Origin of the sequence: Butyrivibrio sp. AD3002 (assembly GCF_000420905.1) — a bacterium.
In the GTDB taxonomy this organism is placed as follows: Bacteria; Bacillota; Clostridia; order Lachnospirales; family Lachnospiraceae; genus Butyrivibrio.
On record NZ_ATVV01000009.1, the window covers coordinates 20,445 to 38,587 of the forward strand.

Genomic DNA, 18,143 nt, shown 5'->3' on the forward strand with positions numbered 1-18,143 from the left:
TCTCTTATTTTGCCTCTCTATCTTCCTTATACCAAATCACCAAAGCAGCTATAAAAATAATTCCAAAGTATATATACGCTGTATTTGAATTCGGGTAAGAATCAAATAGTTTATTCCAATCGTAAATTGCGCCTATGGAATTTATAAAAGAATGATAAATGGCACATGCCAGGACGCTCTTCGTTGATTTATAAATCGCAGCAGCTACAAAAGCCCATACAAATATGTTTATAGCAAAACCAATCATGCTATCGCCATAGTGGTTGGAAGTTGGCTGTAACCATATCGGAAAATGCCATACACACCAAATCACCGCCACAATAGTAGTTGCAACCGGAAAAGGAAATCTTTTTTCCAGCATGGGCTGCAAAAAGCCACGCCAGCCTGTTTCCTCCGCAAATCCAACAAACGGCAGCATAATAAGAAACCCCAGCGGCATCATGTACAATGGAGAACCGTTTAGTTCACCGCAAAATATAGCAAATAATAACGCGCACAGGCAAAACAAGCCAGTGATCAAAACTGTTTTTATTTTCTTTGGCGTATACAAAAAACGTTTTATAAATTCTTTTACTGTGATTTTTTCTTCTTTCCTAAGTAGGATAAACAGAGCTATCACCGGTCCCGGTGTTGTAAAAAGAATTCCTATAGCTGCATACATCACATATGAAAAAGACAGTTTTCCTGTTTCCGCATTATTTATTGAGGCTGGCTCAAGTATCAGCATTAGTAATTCAAAAAATACACTTAAAAATAATATCCAACCAAGATAATCTATTATTGGGGCTTTCTTTTTTTCATCAACCCACATTTTCTTGTCCTTTCATAATCCCTGAAATCAACGCATCTACGCCATATGCAAAACTTTCATCCAAAGAAATTTCATCTCCAAAACTACCATGTAATTCCAGCATCGAAAATCCTTCCACAAAGCCTCGCAGGCTTCGTAGCACATGCATTTTATTGACTTCACCAAACTCAAGAGAATCTAAAATAGAATACAATGATGATATAACCCCTTTTGTAATTTCATGGTTCAGTTCAGATGTATATGAATTGTGCCAGCATATTGCCTCAAAAACTCCGGGATGATCATGAGCGAATTCACGAAGCGAATAACACATTGCTTTTAATCCATCTTCCCGTGATTTCCCTACCGCTGATTTAGCAATCTTTATATCAATATTGTTCCAACCATATATTATGATTGCCTCTTTTATTTCATCCAAACCGCCTTGAAAATGCTTATACAAAGATGGCGGCTTTATGCCTAATCTATCAGCAATAGTTTTTATAGAAAGATTCTGAAAACCATCTTTGTCTATCATTTCAACACACACTTCAATAATTTCCTGTTTTCTGGACATTTTTTCTCCTTGCTAATAGAATTAGCTTATAAGCTAATTCTATTAGCCTATAGATTAGCACAGAGTATTAATACTGTCAAACCAACTATCTTTACAGGGCAAAAAGAAATGAACCACTTTCGACACGCAAAAAGACCCGGTACAATGTACCGAGCCTTCTGAAATGTGCCTAAGAAACGATTATTTCTTTGAAAAAGTCCAAGCAAGTATTATTGTAAGATTATACTGGAATTTTATTTGTATCCCGATGTTCTTTTCAAAACATCTTTACACCAATCCAATAGCAAATCTAATTTCTGATCTATGTTCTCATAAGTAACATCTTCCAAAAAACATTCCCAAACCTGAAGATCAATTCCTTTAACCATAGATGCCACCTCAGATTTTGTCTCAATAAAGTTGTTATCTTCCAGATAATAAAGATTCTGAAGAATAAAGAAAATGTCTCTTTTAACTAAGGGCAGTTTATTAACGTTCTTTTCCATTTCAGAATGAATACGTCTGTGACAAAGCATATGATATAAATTTCCGACACTCATCTTGATATAGTCCGCCACATCCTTTTTACTGTAATTTGGCACTATACACTTAAGTTTGCCATATATATCCGAAGTGGTATGAAGTATATGACAGATTTCTTCAGGAAACCAATTTAATAATTCGTCCCTTCCACATACAAATCCGCATGCTCGCTCATATTCTCCAAGATCTAACAATATCTGACGATAAGAGTTCAAATCTTCGGCATGTACTTCATCGAATACAAGCATAATATCAATATCACTCTCAGGTGTAGCTTCGCCTCTAAGATAACTTCCCTGAAGCCCAACATATAAAAGCCTTTTGCCAAACTTCATTTTTAATTCTTCTGTTAATCTTTGCGTATAATCTTTTATGTCCACTAGATTATTCATCTGAAAGTCTAAAACCTCCTATCCAAACAGCATATCCGCTACCTTTTCCAGTTCTCTGCGTTCCTGCGAATCCTCATATCCGCTTTCCCTGTCATCGATACCCTTTACCGGATCAATCGAAAACAGACCGTCCCGGTTGCAGTAAAAGAAGATTCTTCTGACTCCCCTGATCTTAAATCTTGCTTCAGCGTTCCCTTCCGGGTAGAGCTTCACCATCTGCATATCATCGGATGACGCCGCCGCCACAAACGAAATGTAATGCTCCTTCGTCATGCTGTGATCAATCCGCACATAATACTCATCCTCCACGCGCTCGACAAAAACCATGTGCTGTTCATCTGAAGGTTCTGCCTCTAAGGGTATAAGCTGGATCCCATGGCAATGGATTGCCGCCTCACCCATGCTGTGTATCACATTCCCGCAGACCGGGCAGACATAAAACTTTGACCTCAGCATATTTGCGGATACATTCGCATTATGAATAGTATTGCCTGATATCAGCTCCGTCACCGAAATGCTGAATGACTCTGCAATCGGCTCCAAAAGAGTAATGTCCGGAAAGCCCTTGGCAGTTTCCCATTTTGACACGCTTTTATCGCTCACTCCCAGCTTTTCCGCCAGCTCGCTCTGTGTCATTTTGTTCTTTTCCCGCAGTTCCTTAATAACTGCGCCTGTAACATATTGGTTCATATTCGTTCTCACCTCCATACACAGATTGTATATCAGCACCAAAAAGTAAGGTACCTACGGAGAGTAGAGTCGGATGGATTATCTTCAAATACAAGAGTAATTGCAGGATATGCTATTCCAGGCGCATATCAAAAGCCTTTTTTGATGCTCCATTAAAGCCTTTATTTTCGTAAAACCGATGTGCTCCAGTACGGGCTATTCCGCTCTGAAGTATAGCTTTATAGCAGTGCTGATCCTTGGCAAAGGCAACAGCCATATCTATGACTTTTGAAGCCAATCCGCAATTTCTATACTCTTTATCTGTCACCACATTTTCGATGAAGCAAATGCCTCTATTTCCACGAGTTAGGTTCGGAATGTAAACGGCATAACATGTAGAAACAACTTTACCATTATCAATTGCACCAAAATATTGAATATTTGGATTCTCTTCTATTTCCTTCCAGACCATTTCGCTTTGCTCAAAAGCGCACTGTTTATCGTCTTCATCCAGTTGCTGGTATAATTCAAGCAAAGACGGCAAATCTGAAATGGTTAGCTGTCTGAATTCCAATCCAGGTTTCATCCCCCAAAGCCCATAGGGATCACGTTTTAACTCATTTTCATACAATGAAACCACAGACCAGATATCGAAAAACATCACCTTGCACTTGCCTATTGACATTTCTTTTATGAGTCCTTTTTCATAGGCCATATCCTGAATCTTGTACCATGCCTTTACAGGAGGGTGTCCGGCTTCCATAAACCACTCTTCCGGAGGATATTTTCGGTTAATCTCTTCACTTGGCTCAAACTGCTTGTTTATATCCTCCGGTGTGATACCTTCCACATAATGCATTGCAGTAAGTTTATAAATATCGACACCAAGTAAAAGTGCCTTACCTCCATTGTGGATTGGATAATCAAGTCCACTTGTCACCGCTTCTTTTCCATGCTTTCCCCAGCCTGATGTGCTTATGGTATCTTGGCCTGTGTAGGTATCAGGAAGTTTTCTGAATGTGTCTGCAACGATTCCCATTGCCGTTCTGTCTGCATCTGATGGAAGCACCTTTATCTTAACTGTAACTCCCATCTTCCTGTCATCATCTGAAAGAGGAAGTTCTTTACTAAGACGAAGTGCAGGCATGAAAAGACTGCCCTCTTCTGTAACTATATCTTTTAATGTGTCTATCACGGTTTCTGCACCACCCTCAAGTTCACCAAAACTACTGAGTGAAGAATGCACTTCCAAAGTCATTCCCTTCGTAACTCCAAGCGCTAAAAGTGATTCTTTTAATTCTTTCTTTGTAACCATCATCAGAATGCTCCCAAAAGTATTGAAAACTCGATTTCCATTACTATATATCTTATTTTATCCTATCATTTGAATTCTTTAATAAGGGCAATTAAATCAGTATTTTTTCCTCAATTGATAATACACCACTTTATCTATTGCAATCTGTATAATTAACAATCCAAACAAATACCAAACTATAGTCTTATGGTTGATAATCACTCCTGCTTTTCCAAGAATAGCGAATGTCACCTCGGAAATGCATATCAAGAAAAAAATGATATTATAAGCTATTCTACCCGTTTTGTCGCGTAGTTTCTCGTTCAATTCATCATGTAGACAAATATCTTCCTGTTCCTTAATTTCACTGTATCTTTTCTGGTTTTTGGGAGCAGACCAGTAAAAATGCTTTACAATCCATCCAATACCGGGTCCTAAAGCGCCTCCCGCCAACCCCCAGAGCAAGCCGTCTACTGCACCCTCGGTAAAAATCGCTGCTAGAACAAAGCAACTTCCAACGAGTATACATAAAACACCTTTATTAAGATCACTTATTTTCATCGTTTCCACCTCCCTTATGAATAAAAATATCTTCAATTGTCATTCCAAAATAATCTGCTATGGTAAACGCGAGATCAAGCGATGGATTATACTTACCATTCTCGATTGAACTAATCGTCTGCCTGGAAACTCGGATTATTTTAGCAAATTCCTCCTGGTTTAAACCGCGTTCCTTCCGAAGCTTCTCTACATAATTTTCCAATGCATATCCTCCAATTGAAATTTGTCAAGTTTCCTTTACATTTTGAATATATCATAGTGTGTCATCTATGTCAAGGTTCCTTTACATTTATTCAGTTATTCATCTCTCAGGTCTTAGATTATTCCTATTAAGATTTGGACCTTGCTGCTCTTTCCTCTCATCAACTATCGCCTGGCTTTCTCTTAGCTTTTGCAAAATGCTTGTTTTAGCCTTTTCAGCTATCTCAGGCTTCTTGGTCTTGTCCCACCACTCCTTGAATGTTTTGAAGGCTTTTGAGAAGTCACTATTCCTGCCTTTTTCTTTTGGCTTAAGTGTTTCATCTCCAAAAATCTCCGGGTGGTCTTTCATCTGCTGTTCTACAAAATCGTGCATCTGATCCTGTATCGTTTCTAATCTTTTCTGGTCGAATACTTTTGTCTTTGCCACCTGCTTGCTTACGTAATACCCAGCATTTTAGATTATACGTGTCTTCTCTATCCTCTTCAATATTCTTACACATAGAACAAGGACGTTTTCACGCCCCTGTCCTCTACTTTAGAAAGATTATCTCTCTATTCCCAAGTCTGTTCTGTGTGATTTTGGAATCTGCTGTTCGTTGTGCTGATCAGCCCTAACTCCAGCTTCCCTTAGCTGTTCCAGGATACTCGTTCTAGCCTTTTCGGTCACCTCAGGCTTTCTAGTCCTATCCCACCATTCCTTGAATTTCTTGAATGATCCGGATACGAGTTTTCCAAGTGTAGTTTTTGGATTTTCTAATGACGCATATCTCATGAATTCCTTATTCATCTCGGATTTCACTACAGCATCTATATACAGTTTTTCATATTCTTGCTGCTTTAGCCTTAAGTAGAATTCTTTTGAGAAGTCGCTATTCCTTCCTTTTTCCTTTGGCTTTAAGGTTTCATCTCCAAAGATCTCCGGGTGGTCTTTCATCTGATGCTCTACAAAATCGTGCATTAAATCTTGTATTTTTTCTAGTCTCTCCTGATCAAACACTTTTTGTTTTTGCCACCTGTTTGCTTAGTCCTCGTTTGTATCCTGTTGCTACCGGAACTCCTACTACGTGCATATGAGGTGAATCCTCATCCAAGTGTGTTACCGCCGATGCGATTCTCTTACAGCCATCCTCAAAAGGATGGTCTTTTATCATGAAATAAAGAAGATTGGCCGCCTTTTCCTCGAGCGAAGGATACACTTCCCCTCCAAAGACATCCTGATAGACTGCTGCCAGAATGCCTTCCACTTTACCAACTTCTTTCTCTACACCAAATACGTCTGATTTAAAAGTATCCTCCATGTAATTGACCATCTCTCTGCAGTCTTTATAGGTGATTCTGTATATTGGGCTCGATCCTTCAGGCTTCTCAAGAGACTGGTGATCATATTGATCCAAAAGCATAAGTGCTTGCGTGTATAAATTTACAGCCTTAAGTACATCCTGTTGCTCAATATCCAATGTCCCTGCAATCATCTTTGTTTGTATTTCCACAGTTTTTTGAAGTGCCTGTAACCTGCGCTCGTTGATAGCACAGCCATTTAAAGTATACTGTTTAAGCACCGCACTTGCCCATCGTCTGAAAGCTATACCTCTCTTTGAATTAACTCGATATCCAACAGAAAGTATCATATCAAGATTATAAATCTTTGGTTTTCTTCCTCCGGAACTTTTGTCGGAAAAACCGACAGAAGTCTCATCAAGCTCTCCTGAGCTAAGAATATTGCTAATATGCTCGCTTACCGTAGCATGCTTAACATCAAATAACTGCTCGATTTGTTTCTGTGTTAGCCAAACTGTTTCTTGCTCAGGACTTATCTGCACCTCTATCTCTGTATTCCCGTCTGTAAATAAAACAATTTCATTCTTTGCCATTAAATTCCCCTCTATCCTTCATTATTTTCTCATATTCCAGCTGATAAGCGATCAGCCTCGGAATATACTCCGGAGGAGTCCTGCGCCCTGCTTCCCAATCCTCTAAAGTACGAACCGGTATACCAGTGTGAATCGAAAACTCTTTTCTTGTTTCTCCCGTGCTCTCTCTTAATTGCTTAATTTTCTCTGCTATATCCATAATTGCACCTCCACGCAATGCGTCAAGTGAATTATATCATGCCTTTCCATCACTCGCAATGCGTATTTTTATATGTAATCAAAAAGGGAGTCCACACTTGAACTCCCTTTTCCACATTCCTTATTCCATATAGCTTTCCTCCAGAATTCTCAATCCTTCCTTATAATCCTGTCCCAAAACTTCCTGTGTCTTTTGGAAGTCATACTTCTCATGTAGTCTGTCATGAACCTTTAAGAACTCTTTCTTTCCGTATTTCCTTATATATAATGCCTGAGCCTTTGCTGCATTTGCCCCGTCATTTGATGGAATATAAAATCCTTTATTGCAATTTTCGAGCTCATCACACTCATAACATCCGTCCAAATCTTTTTCCTTACAGCATCTCACATTCGGACATATTCTGTCCTCCGCACAGGTAGCAAAAGAGCAGACATTGTGCTTCGTTCTGCAGGACCCGCACCACTCTGAAAGGAAACAGTGATTACAGGAAAAGCCACAATAAGCAACAGGATCAACACCCTTTCGTGCTATCTTGCAGAGTTTATTCTTGATGCAGCGCATGGCTTCTATATGCATGATCCAGTGACGGCTAAATGGCATCTGGATCAGTCCTTTAAATCTTTACAATATTTTTTCATATATAGTTCTTTTTTATATAAGCATCGGCCTGCTTGAGCAATTCTTTTTTATTGTCGTGTTCAATAATATCAATAGCTTCCTCAAGTCTAAGACTTTTTAAGGTACGAACTTCATTTTGGCGTACCACACAAGGCTTAGCATCTGTATATTTTGCAAGAAAATAAACAACTTCCTTCCTCGTTCCAGGCCTCTCTGCTGGATTATAGCTTTCTGTCACTCTGAAATCAGTATTTAATTCTACTTCAAGATTTGTCTCTTCTTTTATTTCACGAAGTGCTGTTTCTTCCTCGGTTTCATTATTTTCCACATGTCCTTTCGGAAAGCTGTGACAGCCACTCATTTCCTCTACAAGAAGATACTTTATTTCTCCATTTTCCAAAGTAAAAACAATTGCTCCACATGATTTTTCAAATACCATGACTTTCTCCAATATCAAATCTGTATCATACTATAGGCACAATAAATATTCTTTTATGCTATCACAGAATTTCTAATCCTGTTTGCCTTATTTTATCCAACTGCTCTGCGCTCAGTGTACCCGCCCTGTAAAGTTTAAGATATTCATTTTCAATTGACGAGTCGAAGATCAGCAGATCATCAGTATTTATGGTAACCCTGACACCATTCTCCACCAATATTTTGATTGGATGTGTTTTATAATCCTTTGCAAATCCCAGCATTACATTGCTGCTGGGGCAGACATTAACCTGTATCTGATTATCAGCAAGAAATCTCATGGTTTCTTTGGATGTTGATGCATTAATTCCATGATGAACTTCTGATAGGCCCAAAGTCTCTACAGCCCTTCTTACATCCTCAGCCGAACCTGTTTCTCCAACATGCATCTTCTTGGTCAAATGGTACTTCTCAGCCTTTCTATACAGTGGCAAAAAAGCTTCAAATGGCTGGACTTTTTCTCCTGCGCAAATATCTATCGCCTTAAAGTATCCTGAACTGGCATATTTATCGAGTTCGTCTGCCTCTTCTTCCACGTTTCCAAAGGAGGGATATGTCAGCTCAGCTTCAAAGATACTATCCGGACAATATGTTTTATGGAACCCTTCAATAAGTTCTTGGAACTCTTGTACCGTTCCTACCTGATCCACTTCAGCTGTACCAAAATTCATAACAAGACGAGTAATATTATTTCGCCTAGCCTCAGTAAAAGCGCCCTCCCATCTAAGCAGCATATTTTCATAGCCATCACAAAAGGGTTTTATAGAGGACCTAAACCATGCCTGCATACCTTCAAGTCCATCAAGGCGCTGTGGTGGCTTAGGAATATCAACATTCAGTTTCTGGGCAAGCCACTCTCTCCTGCATCCTTTGGTAGAGTGATTGTGGAGGTCACTCTTGGGTGTAGCCAGAAGTTTGCTTATATTGTTTTCCTTTAAACCTTCTACAAACATTGTGTCCCTACTCTATCTATTTTTTATTTATGGATATAACACCACTTAAAGCCTGATTCTGTATTTCTCAAGCGTAACATTATCTTCCTTCACAAAAACCGTCTCGACAAATTCTCCGTTATTTGCCAAGATTGTTTTCCTACTAGCTTCATTTTCAGGAAGACAACTTACATAAACCTCTTCAAATCCGAAACTCGAAAGAAAATCCAAAGCCTTAGCCAGCATCTTTTTTGCGTAACCTTTTCTTCGCTCTGATGGGCGAACCGAATAACCCACATGTCCTGTATACTTTTTCATCCTCTCGGTGAGAACATTGTGAACCTGCATGCAACCTACCATCTTCATATCAGACTTCCTGATGACTAAAAGCACATTTCCCCATGCACCATGTTCATCTGCTTTTCTCCTTGGGTTGGCCCAGCCTATACAGTAATCTACATATTCTTGTATGTCAGGCATTCTTTTCATGGAAAAGCATCCATCAAATGAGGACCCGGCATCCAACATTTCCTGTCTGTATGCTGCTATTTCTTTTGCAAAGTTCATTGTAGGCTCAGCAAAAAGAAGCTCCTCATCAGCAATTTCTTTTCCCGGAATATATTCAACGCAGAATTTTTCGCAAACCACGCGCGATTCCCAGCTAAATTGCATTTTGTTTTCGCCAAGACAATCCATAAAAAATGTTTCGTGAACCTCACGCCAGTATTGGAGCGATCTGTCGCCCTCCCCCTCGGCATAAGCGTGAAAAGGAGGCACATCCCCAAATGCTCTCACGTACACGTCATAAGTTCTGATCACGCATACAGCCTCGTCTTGGCTATTCAGTATTACACTGTAATCACCGATTTTCGGAAGCGCATCCAAAGCATCCTCCATAACATACTCATCGTAAGAGCTTGCTGTTCCAAACTTTTTTCCCTCCAAAACTAATTCTGAAAGCTTGTCCATATCTTCTTCAGTACTGCCAAATCCCCAAGCTTCGTATGGTGTATTTATATCTATATTTTCTTTGAACAGAACTCTGTCCATAACTCTTTATGTGTCATTATGCCTTTTCTCCCCCATTTCTCTCGTATTATCACATACATTGTAGTATGCAATATAATCTACCGGCATGCAAATCAAATAATTACAGTTCATCTGAGATATTTATCCATAGATCACATCTTTTTTCTGCTGAATATGACTCAAATTAGAAGCTAATAGAATTGAAGTCAACGGATTCCAACCTGGCTGTTGACTCAGGTACAAGATATTAGAAATGCGGTCATGAAAATTCCCTAGGACCATTGACTCATTCTTGAAATTACATGATTTGAGGTCAACGCATCCCCATGCAATAGTTGACCCATATATGGTAATACTGGATTTGCAGTCAAATCCACAACCGTAGCTGGTTGACTCATATAGAATAATCTTGGAATTGCAGTCAATCAGACACACTGTGATCATTGACTCAAACAGAATAAAACAAGATTTGTAGTCAAGAACACTCAGAATCACAAACCAATAGACATGCCTTAAGAATAAGCCTGAATAGAATTAAAAAATGAAATTACTAATTTCTGAATAGGATTGACTTAAATAGAAAACCGGAAGCCACACAGGCTTCCGGTAATAGATCTTTGAATATTTCCGAAGAAACAACATTCTGCAATAGCAGATTGATCATCTCTTTGAGAACTGAGGAGCGCGACGAGCCTTTTTGAGACCGTACTTCTTTCTCTCCTTCATTCTAGGATCACGTGTAAGGTATCCAGCCTTCTTAAGTGCAGGTCTGTACTCATCAGAATCAGCCTGAAGAAGTGCTCTTGAGATACCGTGACGGATTGCACCAGCCTGACCTGTTGTGCCGCCACCGCGAACTGTTACGTTAACATCGAACTTATCAAGAGTATCTGTCAGTACAAGGGGCTGACGAACGATAACCTTAAGAGTCTCAAGTCCAAGATACTCGTCGATGCTTCTCTTATTGATAGTGATATTGCCCTTACCGGGTGTAAGATAAACTCTGGCGATAGACTTCTTTCTTCTACCTGTGCCATAGAAACTTGCTGCTTTAGCCATTTTCAAATTCTCCTTTCAGATTAGAATGTAAGTACTTCGGGCTTCTGAGCTGCATGATCGTGCTCAGGGCCTACGTATACGTGAAGCTTTGTGTACATCTGTCTGCCAAGAGAACCCTTGGGAAGCATTCCCTTTACTGCATGCTCGATAACACGCTCCGGGTGTGTCTCCATCATCTGACGAAGAGTGAACTCCTTGTGGTGTCCAACGTAATCTGTGTGGTGCCAGTACATCTTCTGGTCCATCTTCTTACCTGAAACCTTAATCTTCTCAGCGTTGATTACGATTACATAATCACCTGTATCAATGTTGGGTGTATAAATCGGCTTATTCTTTCCTCTAAGTACATTAGCAACGTTAGAAGCAAGACGACCGAGTGTCATATCTGTTGCGTCTACAACATACCATTTCTTCTCAACAGAAGAAGCATTAGGCATATATGTGTTCATTCTAATTACCTCCATAACCAGTTAACAGTTAAACTCTGGTGCGAAGAACCCTTCACCTGATCCATTCGCTTATATATTGTATAAGATATACGCCTCGTTACTTACCGGGATAACTTTGGCGATAATCGTCACACAGTCATATATTATATGCTTATTTCTTTCAATTTGTCAACCCAAAATCCACCGAAAATAGCACAAAATAGCTGAGGTTATAAAAATTTTATAATTCCTCGGGGAATCTGTATTCTATAAGGAAAAGTCCCTGCGGCGGAGCTGTCGGTCCTGCTGCCGCTCTGTCCTTTGCTCCGATCATCTTTTCAACGTCCGAAGACTCGCCCTTCCCCCTGCCTATCTCCATCAGAGTCCCCGCTATAATTCTCACCATATTATATAAAAAGCCGTTGCCTGTGATTCTAATCACTATCTCATCGCCCTGTCTCACAGCCTCTGCCGAAATAATCCTTCGAACATGGCTTAGTGCCTGAGATCCGGCTGCACAAAAGCTTGAAAAATCATGTTCTCCCACCAGGTACTTGGCAGCCTCGTTCATCCTCTTTTCATCAAGAGGATAGCTGTTATGGCAAAAATAGAGCCTCTTAGTAGGCACCATTGTCTTAACGTTCAGGATTCTATACTCATATGTCTTCTCTGAGAGGCACTTTCTCGGATGGAATTCAAGCGGAACTTCCTCCGACCGCATGATTCTGATATCATCGGGGAGCTTATTATTCAATGCCGGTGCAAAGCTTTCAGCAGGAATGGTGGATTCTGTTTTAAACACCACCAGATTTCCATATGCGTGCACTCCGGCATCTGTCCTGCTGGCACCGATAATCTCCGAATCCTCACCGGTCAGCGCATCAACGGCATTTTTCAGCTCACCCTCTATTGTCCGGGTGTTTTCCTGAAAAGCGAAGCCGTGATAGCCGCTCCCATCATATGCAACTGTCAGCATAATATTTTTCAAATCTTAGCCCTCAATTATATGCATATAAGGATATATCAATAATAAATTGCACAATATTGCGTCAATCAAAACAGAATTCCCACAGCGATCATTGCGCATAAATACACAAAAATCACTATATATGCAAAAATATCCCATTTCTTATAAGCAAGAGGCTTCATTTTAGTCCTGCCTTCGCCGCCTCGATAACATCTGGCCTCCATAGCCATAGCAAGGTCTCCTGCCCTTCTGAAGGCAGATATGAAAAGCGGAACAAGAAGCGGTATCAGACTCTTAGCCCTCTGGATAAGCGATCCGCTCTCAAAATCGGCACCTCTTGCCATCTGAGCCTTCATGATCTTGTCTGTCTCTTCCATCAAAATCGGAATAAATCTGAGTGCAATCGACATCATCATAGATATCTCATGTACCGGCACATGGAACACCTTAAGCGGGTTCATGAGGCTCTCCATACCGTCCGTAAGCTGATTTGGGGTGGTAGTGAGCGTCATTATTGAAGACCCTGTTATAAGGAAAACAAGCCTCACTCCCATCATAACCGCTATTTTAAGTCCCTCTTTGGTTATTTTCAGTTTCCAGAAAGTCACTAGAGGCTCTCCGGGCGTCAAAAAGAGATTAAACAGCATAGTAATAAGAAGCAGCAAATAAATAGCCTTCATGCCCTTAAAAATGAATTTTGCGGGCACATTTGACTTCATAATGGCAAGCACAAGAAAGGCTGCTGCTATCAAATATCCTATAAAATTGTCTACTACAAAAAGGGATACAATATATACCAGTGTCGCTACAATTTTTACCCTCGGATCCAGTCTGTGAATAGCGGAATCTGTCTGGTAATACTGTCCCAGCGTTATATCTCTAAGCATTCAGTACATGCTCCCAACTTTTTATATAAAAATCATCCAAAAACCCGCATAATCTCATCTGCTGCCTCATCAATAGTGGTAGCATCCGTATGTACGGGAAATCCGGCTTCTCTGAGTTCCTCCATAACATATGTAACCTGCGGTGCAGCAAGACCTATAGCTTCAAGCTCTTTGTAATGCGCAAATACTTCCTTCGGGGTTCCGTCATAGACTGCTTCACCCTTATTCATAACTATTATTCTGTCGACGTAATTCGCCACATCCTCCATGCTGTGTGACACCAGAATTACCGTGATTCCCAGCGTATCATGAAGTTCAGCGATTAAATCAAGTATCTCATCCCTGCCTTTAGGATCAAGTCCTGCGGTAGGCTCATCCAAAATCAGCACCTCCGGCTTCATAGCAAGAACTCCGGCTATAGCCACCCTCCTCTTTTGTCCCCCGGACAGATCAAACGGAGACTGATAAAAATATTCATCCGGAAGGCCTACCTTTTTAAGGGCATCATACGCTCTAAGCTCTATCTCTTTCTGAGGAACCCCCAGATTTTTTGGCCCAAAGCACACATCCAGGAAGCAGTTTATCTCAAAAAGCTGATGCTCGGGATACTGAAAAACGAGTCCCACCTTGGCTCTGAGATTTTTTCTGTCATATTCGGGATCGTTTATGTCCTTGCCATCAAAGAAGACAGAACCTGATGACGGTTTCATAAGGCCGTTCAAATGCTGCACAAGGGTCGATTTTCCCGATCCGGTGTGCCCAATAAGGCCTATAAACTGGCCATCCGGTATCTGAAGCGACACATCATTTAAGGCTGTCCTTGCCATCGCTGTATCGGCCTCATATATGTAATTTACATGATCTAGTATTATTGCCATTTTAATCCCTTCAAAGCAGCTACAAGTTCCCCTCGGTCCAGAATTCCCTCGGGAATATTAAGTCCTCTTTGCCTAAGCTCATGCGCAAGAAGAGTTACCTGCGGAACACCCAGCCTCAATTCCTTCAGTTTATCCACCTGTGAAAAAATCTCCCTGGGGGTACCCTGCATCTTCACATGTCCCTTATCCATAACAAAGACCTTGTCGGAATAGATAACCTCTTCCATATAATGAGTAATCAGAATGATCGTTATCCCTTCCACGTCGTTCAGGGCTCTCGCTGCGCGGATAACCTCTTTTCGTCCGTTAGGATCAAGCATGGCTGTCGGCTCATCAAAAATGATGCATTTCGGGTGCATTGCAATAACTCCCGCAATTGAAACCCTCTGTTTCTGTCCTCCGGAGAGGTGATTGGGTGAGCTTTTCCTAAATTCGTACATTCCTACGGTCTTAAGGCTTTCCTCTACTCTCTCCCATATCTCTTTTGTGGGAACCCCCATGTTTTCCGGTCCAAATCCCACATCCTCTTCAACAACCTGTCCGATTATCTGATTGTCGGGATTCTGAAAAACCATGCCCGCTTCCTGTCTGACACTCCAGAGATTACTTGCATCCGAAGTGTTCATTCCGTCAACAAAGACAGTACCCTCAGTGGGGAATAAAAGTGCATTAAAATGCTTGGCCAGTGTAGATTTTCCTGAACCGTTGTGTCCGAGAATGGATATAAATTCGCCCTTTTTGACTTCCAGATCCACTCCGTCAACAGCGGTGGTTATCCCTTCTACGTTGCCTTCCTCATCTCGTCTTATATATTCAAATGTCAGATTCTCCGTACGGAGCATAGTTTCTGAACTCATTTTGCCTCTTTTTCAGTATTATTGCGCTCTTAAAGTACATCCTCACTATTTTATTATATGCAGTTGTGAAAAACAAGCACAGCTGCGCACTTCTTCTGCCATATTTAAAAAGTGTAATATTTTTTCATAAAACTGCCGATAACTTTAGTGTAAAGGACTAAAAATATCGATTTATTATCATTAAGGGGCAGCTTGTGGTAATACAACATAACATGCAGGCATCGTATGCAAATATGATGACCGGTATCACAACTTCAGAACGAGCTAAAACAGCCGAAAAACTGGCTTCAGGATATAAGATTAATCGCGCCGCAGATAACGCAGCAAGTTTAACCATATCTGAAAAAATGCGCCGCCAGATGAGGGGACTTACACGCGCTTCCTCAAATGGCAAAGACGGCATTTCTATGGCCCAGGTTGCTGACGGTGCTTTACACGAAGTACATGAAATGCTTCAGCGATGCAACGTTCTCTCTATTCAGGCCGCTAATGGAACCCTTGCGCCCGAAGACAGAATAGCCATCAATAACGAAATCAAGCAGTTAAAAAGTGAAATAAACGCGATCACAAGTCGTACCAAATTCAACGAAACTCCCATTTTCCCTAAAAAAGGTCGTCTTCCGAGATTAACTACTCTCAATCCGCCTTCTTCTATAGCAAATGGGATGAAATATCTTGCACAGAAAATCTCTAATGAGTATTTCCCCAACGCTGTAGAACAGATACTCAACAGTTTTTCTCCTATGGGAAATACAGTAAGGACAGCGGCTGAAAACGATAAAACTCCCTATTATTCAACAATGACTATCAATACAATAGACGGTGTGGATAACGTATTGGCATCCATGTCCGCCCAAATTTCATGGCCCGGACAGAATTTCACACCAGGTTCTCTACTGCTTTCAGTGGATAAGGCCGATTTCCCTTCCCTGAATTTAGGCCAAGATAAACTCAGTTTGCTTGAATCAACGGTTGCACACGAAGTAATGCATGGTGTTATGGCTACAGTTTATCCCGAAAGAATGAATATAGGTACAGGTCCTGAAGACTTTCCGCTATGGTTTATAGAAGGAACAGCGCAGTTATCAGGTGGCGGCTATTCATCCGGTTGGAATAGTTATCTCAGTAGTTGTGCAAGTACACTTTCCAGTGCAAACGATCCCTCCAGAGACTATAATATTGCTGCATACCTCTCACAAGGCGGACAATATACAGTGGACGGAAGAGTTTATGGTCATGGTTATCTGGCAGCTGCCTATGCCGGTTACCTTGCTTCCGACACAAATGATTTCTCAAAAGCCACAATTTTAACCGGAATGAACAAAATCTTCCAGGGTTTCATCGATAACAAAACCGATAGCTTTGATACCGTTCTTACAAGCCTTATAGGTATATCCGAATCCGATTTAAAGGATTGCATCAACAACGGTAGTTACTCAAGTCCTGTATCAGGCAAAATGGGCGCAGTAGAATTTGTAAGAAGACTCTCATACGAAAGTCTTGGTGGTGTAGGATCACTTATTACTCCTTCACTTAGCACAGGCGGAACAAATATACTTGGCGAAACTGCGAAAAAGAACAAACAACCGATTGAAATCATGAATACCACTTTGGGTTATGTTCAAATGGACCTTACTACCGAGAACCAGAAAGGACGCGGATCTTCTATCGCTCTTCACCTCGGAACAGACGCTGATATGACAAACAAAGTGGAAATTGAGCTTTTTGACATGAGCACAGATGCACTTCTTATTACAGATGTAAATCTTCTGACAGAAGATAACGCAACCAATGCTATTGACAATTTTTCTAATGCAATCCTGATGGTAAGCGGTGTAAGAAGTTATTTTGGCGCTATTCAGAACCGTGTCGAGCATACTGTATATAATCTCAATAACGTTGTTGAAAATACTACCGCTGCAGAGTCACGCCTCCGCGATGCAGATATGGCTGAAGAAATGGTGAGACTTTCCACATTAAATATCCTTCAGCAGGCCGGGCAGTCTGTGCTGGCACAGGCAAATCAGACTCCTCAGGGTGTTATGGCACTTCTTCAATAAATTTGCTAAAATGACTTTATGTCAAACGAATACTTTAAACCACTAATTATAATAATTGCACTTATTATCTTATGTTCCTTACTCGCCCGTACTATGTCGGGTGGTGAAACGCTTGCAGAATACGCAAACAAGCATCCCGATCAGGCTTATGGAACATCTACAGAGATTGTATCTGATGGCAATGCAGATTAGAATCTATTAAATTGTTGTAGGAATTAGAATCATGCACTGCTAAGCGCACATAAAAAATGAGCGATACGACTAATCGTACCGCTCATTATTTTTATTATGTTAATTATACAAGCTCAAGAACAACCATCATAGCTGCATCGCCCTTACGCTGACCGATCTTAACGATTCTTGTGTAACCACCGTTACGGCTAGCATACTTAGGACCATACTCTGTGAAAAGCTTCTCAACAAGGTCGATCTGCTTTGTGTTCTTCTTTCTTCCAGCAGCTTCCTTCGGAACCTCAGTTACAGGATAGAGGGTCTTGAGGATCTGTCTTCTAGCATGCATACGTGAAGGCTTATCCTTTTTGATCTCCTTCTGAACAGTATCATAAACTGTTACCTTCTTGCCATCCTTAACTTCCTTAACGCGCTTGCCATCCTTGTCCTTGCGGGCAACCTTAGCCTCAACAGTAACTGTCTCGTAGTTGTCCATCTCCTTAGCTGCAAGAGCGATGATAGGCTCAACGATCTTCTTTACTTCCTTAGCTCTAGCCTCGGTTGTAACAATCTTACCATTGTAAAGAAGCATTGTTGCCTGGTTTCTGAGGAGTGCTCTTCTGGGCTTTGTAGCCTTTCCTAACTTTCTGTACATTGCCATAATAATTTACTTCCTTTCTCAATCGCAGAGTTCCCTCTGCTGT

The 18,143-nt window shown here is 40.8% G+C and carries 23 protein-coding genes; 1 reads left to right on the forward strand and 22 read right to left on the reverse strand.

All coding sequences use genetic code 11. The features are described 5' to 3' along the window. Positions 1–4 precede the first annotated feature (4 nt). The 21 genes from G596_RS23650 to G596_RS0107955 all read right to left on the reverse strand — a co-directional run bounded on the left by G596_RS23650 (position 5) and on the right by G596_RS0107955 (position 15,193). Positions 5–811 carry a CPBP family intramembrane glutamic endopeptidase gene (locus G596_RS23650; protein ID WP_022761290.1) on the reverse strand — a complete coding sequence of 269 codons (807 nt, stop codon included), beginning with the start codon at positions 809–811 and terminating at the stop codon, positions 5–7. Then, on the reverse strand, positions 801–1,367 hold the full coding sequence (locus G596_RS0107860) for a TetR/AcrR family transcriptional regulator (RefSeq protein ID WP_022761291.1): 567 nt from the start codon (positions 1,365–1,367) through the stop codon (positions 801–803). The genes G596_RS23650 and G596_RS0107860 overlap by 11 nt, the downstream gene beginning before the upstream one ends. A 233-nt stretch (positions 1,368–1,600) precedes the next feature. Beyond that, a complete protein-coding gene (locus G596_RS0107865) occupies positions 1,601–2,281 on the reverse strand; it encodes a nucleotidyltransferase domain-containing protein (RefSeq protein WP_022761292.1) in 681 nt (226 codons plus the stop codon). Positions 2,282–2,299: 18 nt separating this feature from the next. Next, complete coding sequence (locus G596_RS21420; RefSeq protein ID WP_022761293.1) at positions 2,300–2,971, reverse strand: helix-turn-helix domain-containing protein; 672 nt, start codon at positions 2,969–2,971, stop codon at positions 2,300–2,302. 112 nt (positions 2,972–3,083) lie between these two features. Next, positions 3,084–4,268 carry a GNAT family N-acetyltransferase gene (locus G596_RS24360; RefSeq protein ID WP_022761294.1) on the reverse strand — a complete coding sequence of 395 codons (1,185 nt, stop codon included), beginning with the start codon at positions 4,266–4,268 and terminating at the stop codon, positions 3,084–3,086. A gap of 93 nt (positions 4,269–4,361) precedes the next feature. Beyond that, complete coding sequence (locus tag G596_RS0107880; RefSeq protein WP_022761295.1) at positions 4,362–4,805, reverse strand: hypothetical protein; 444 nt, start codon at positions 4,803–4,805, stop codon at positions 4,362–4,364. Further along, positions 4,792–5,007, reverse strand: coding sequence for a helix-turn-helix transcriptional regulator (locus G596_RS0107885; protein ID WP_022750258.1), 216 nt, complete (start codon positions 5,005–5,007; stop codon positions 4,792–4,794). The genes G596_RS0107880 and G596_RS0107885 overlap by 14 nt, the downstream gene beginning before the upstream one ends. 99 nt (positions 5,008–5,106) lie before the next feature. After that, positions 5,107–5,433, reverse strand: coding sequence for a hypothetical protein (locus tag G596_RS0107890; RefSeq protein WP_022761296.1), 327 nt, complete (start codon positions 5,431–5,433; stop codon positions 5,107–5,109). Positions 5,434–5,550: 117 nt separating this feature from the next. Further along, a complete protein-coding gene (locus G596_RS24735; protein ID WP_022761297.1) occupies positions 5,551–6,003 on the reverse strand; it encodes a hypothetical protein in 453 nt (150 codons plus the stop codon). Next, the gene (gene rhuM, locus G596_RS24365; RefSeq protein WP_022761298.1) at positions 5,996–6,877 is read right to left on the reverse strand and encodes a RhuM family protein; all 882 of its coding nucleotides are present in this window, start codon (positions 6,875–6,877) and stop codon (positions 5,996–5,998) included. The genes G596_RS24735 and rhuM overlap by 8 nt, the downstream gene beginning before the upstream one ends. After that, positions 6,864–7,076 carry a helix-turn-helix domain-containing protein gene (locus G596_RS0107905; protein WP_022761299.1) on the reverse strand — a complete coding sequence of 71 codons (213 nt, stop codon included), beginning with the start codon at positions 7,074–7,076 and terminating at the stop codon, positions 6,864–6,866. The genes rhuM and G596_RS0107905 overlap by 14 nt, the downstream gene beginning before the upstream one ends. Before the next feature lie 120 nt (positions 7,077–7,196). Then, on the reverse strand, positions 7,197–7,676 hold the full coding sequence (locus G596_RS26075) for a hypothetical protein (protein WP_022761300.1): 480 nt from the start codon (positions 7,674–7,676) through the stop codon (positions 7,197–7,199). A 34-nt stretch (positions 7,677–7,710) separates the two neighbouring features. Then, positions 7,711–8,133, reverse strand: a complete 423-nt coding sequence (locus tag G596_RS0107915; RefSeq protein WP_022761301.1) for a bis(5'-nucleosyl)-tetraphosphatase — start codon at positions 8,131–8,133, stop codon at positions 7,711–7,713. 61 nt (positions 8,134–8,194) lie between these two features. Continuing rightward, the gene (locus G596_RS0107920; protein ID WP_022761302.1) at positions 8,195–9,124 is read right to left on the reverse strand and encodes an adenosine deaminase; all 930 of its coding nucleotides are present in this window, start codon (positions 9,122–9,124) and stop codon (positions 8,195–8,197) included. Positions 9,125–9,169: 45 nt separating this feature from the next. Then, positions 9,170–10,153, reverse strand: coding sequence for a GNAT family N-acetyltransferase (locus tag G596_RS23660; protein ID WP_022761303.1), 984 nt, complete (start codon positions 10,151–10,153; stop codon positions 9,170–9,172). 639 nt (positions 10,154–10,792) lie between these two features. After that, positions 10,793–11,191, reverse strand: a complete 399-nt coding sequence (gene rpsI / locus G596_RS0107930; protein WP_022761304.1) for a 30S ribosomal protein S9 — start codon at positions 11,189–11,191, stop codon at positions 10,793–10,795. Between the two features lie 20 nt (positions 11,192–11,211). Further along, a complete protein-coding gene (gene rplM / locus G596_RS0107935) occupies positions 11,212–11,640 on the reverse strand; it encodes a 50S ribosomal protein L13 (RefSeq protein WP_022761305.1) in 429 nt (142 codons plus the stop codon). Positions 11,641–11,860: 220 nt separating this feature from the next. After that, positions 11,861–12,607, reverse strand: coding sequence for a tRNA pseudouridine(38-40) synthase TruA (truA, locus tag G596_RS0107940; protein ID WP_022761306.1), 747 nt, complete (start codon positions 12,605–12,607; stop codon positions 11,861–11,863). A gap of 65 nt (positions 12,608–12,672) precedes the next feature. Then, positions 12,673–13,473: an energy-coupling factor transporter transmembrane component T family protein gene (locus G596_RS0107945; RefSeq protein WP_022761307.1), complete on the reverse strand. Its 801-nt coding sequence runs from the start codon at positions 13,471–13,473 to the stop codon at positions 12,673–12,675. Positions 13,474–13,505: 32 nt separating this feature from the next. Further along, entirely contained in the window at positions 13,506–14,351 is an 846-nt protein-coding gene (locus tag G596_RS0107950) for an energy-coupling factor transporter ATPase (RefSeq protein WP_022761308.1), read from the reverse strand. Next, positions 14,342–15,193 carry an energy-coupling factor transporter ATPase gene (locus tag G596_RS0107955; protein ID WP_026499389.1) on the reverse strand — a complete coding sequence of 284 codons (852 nt, stop codon included), beginning with the start codon at positions 15,191–15,193 and terminating at the stop codon, positions 14,342–14,344. Before G596_RS0107955 ends, G596_RS0107950 begins: the two co-directional genes overlap by 10 nt. Positions 15,194–15,420: 227 nt before the next feature. Between G596_RS0107955 and G596_RS24740 the strand changes: the two genes are divergently transcribed. After that, positions 15,421–17,268: a flagellinolysin gene (locus G596_RS24740; protein WP_022761310.1), complete on the forward strand. Its 1,848-nt coding sequence runs from the start codon at positions 15,421–15,423 to the stop codon at positions 17,266–17,268. Positions 17,269–17,563: 295 nt separating this feature from the next. On the opposite strand, the gene G596_RS0107965 is transcribed toward G596_RS24740, so the two are convergent. Further along, the gene (locus G596_RS0107965; RefSeq protein WP_022761311.1) at positions 17,564–18,100 is read right to left on the reverse strand and encodes a bL17 family ribosomal protein; all 537 of its coding nucleotides are present in this window, start codon (positions 18,098–18,100) and stop codon (positions 17,564–17,566) included. Between the last annotated feature and the right edge of the window lie 43 nt (positions 18,101–18,143).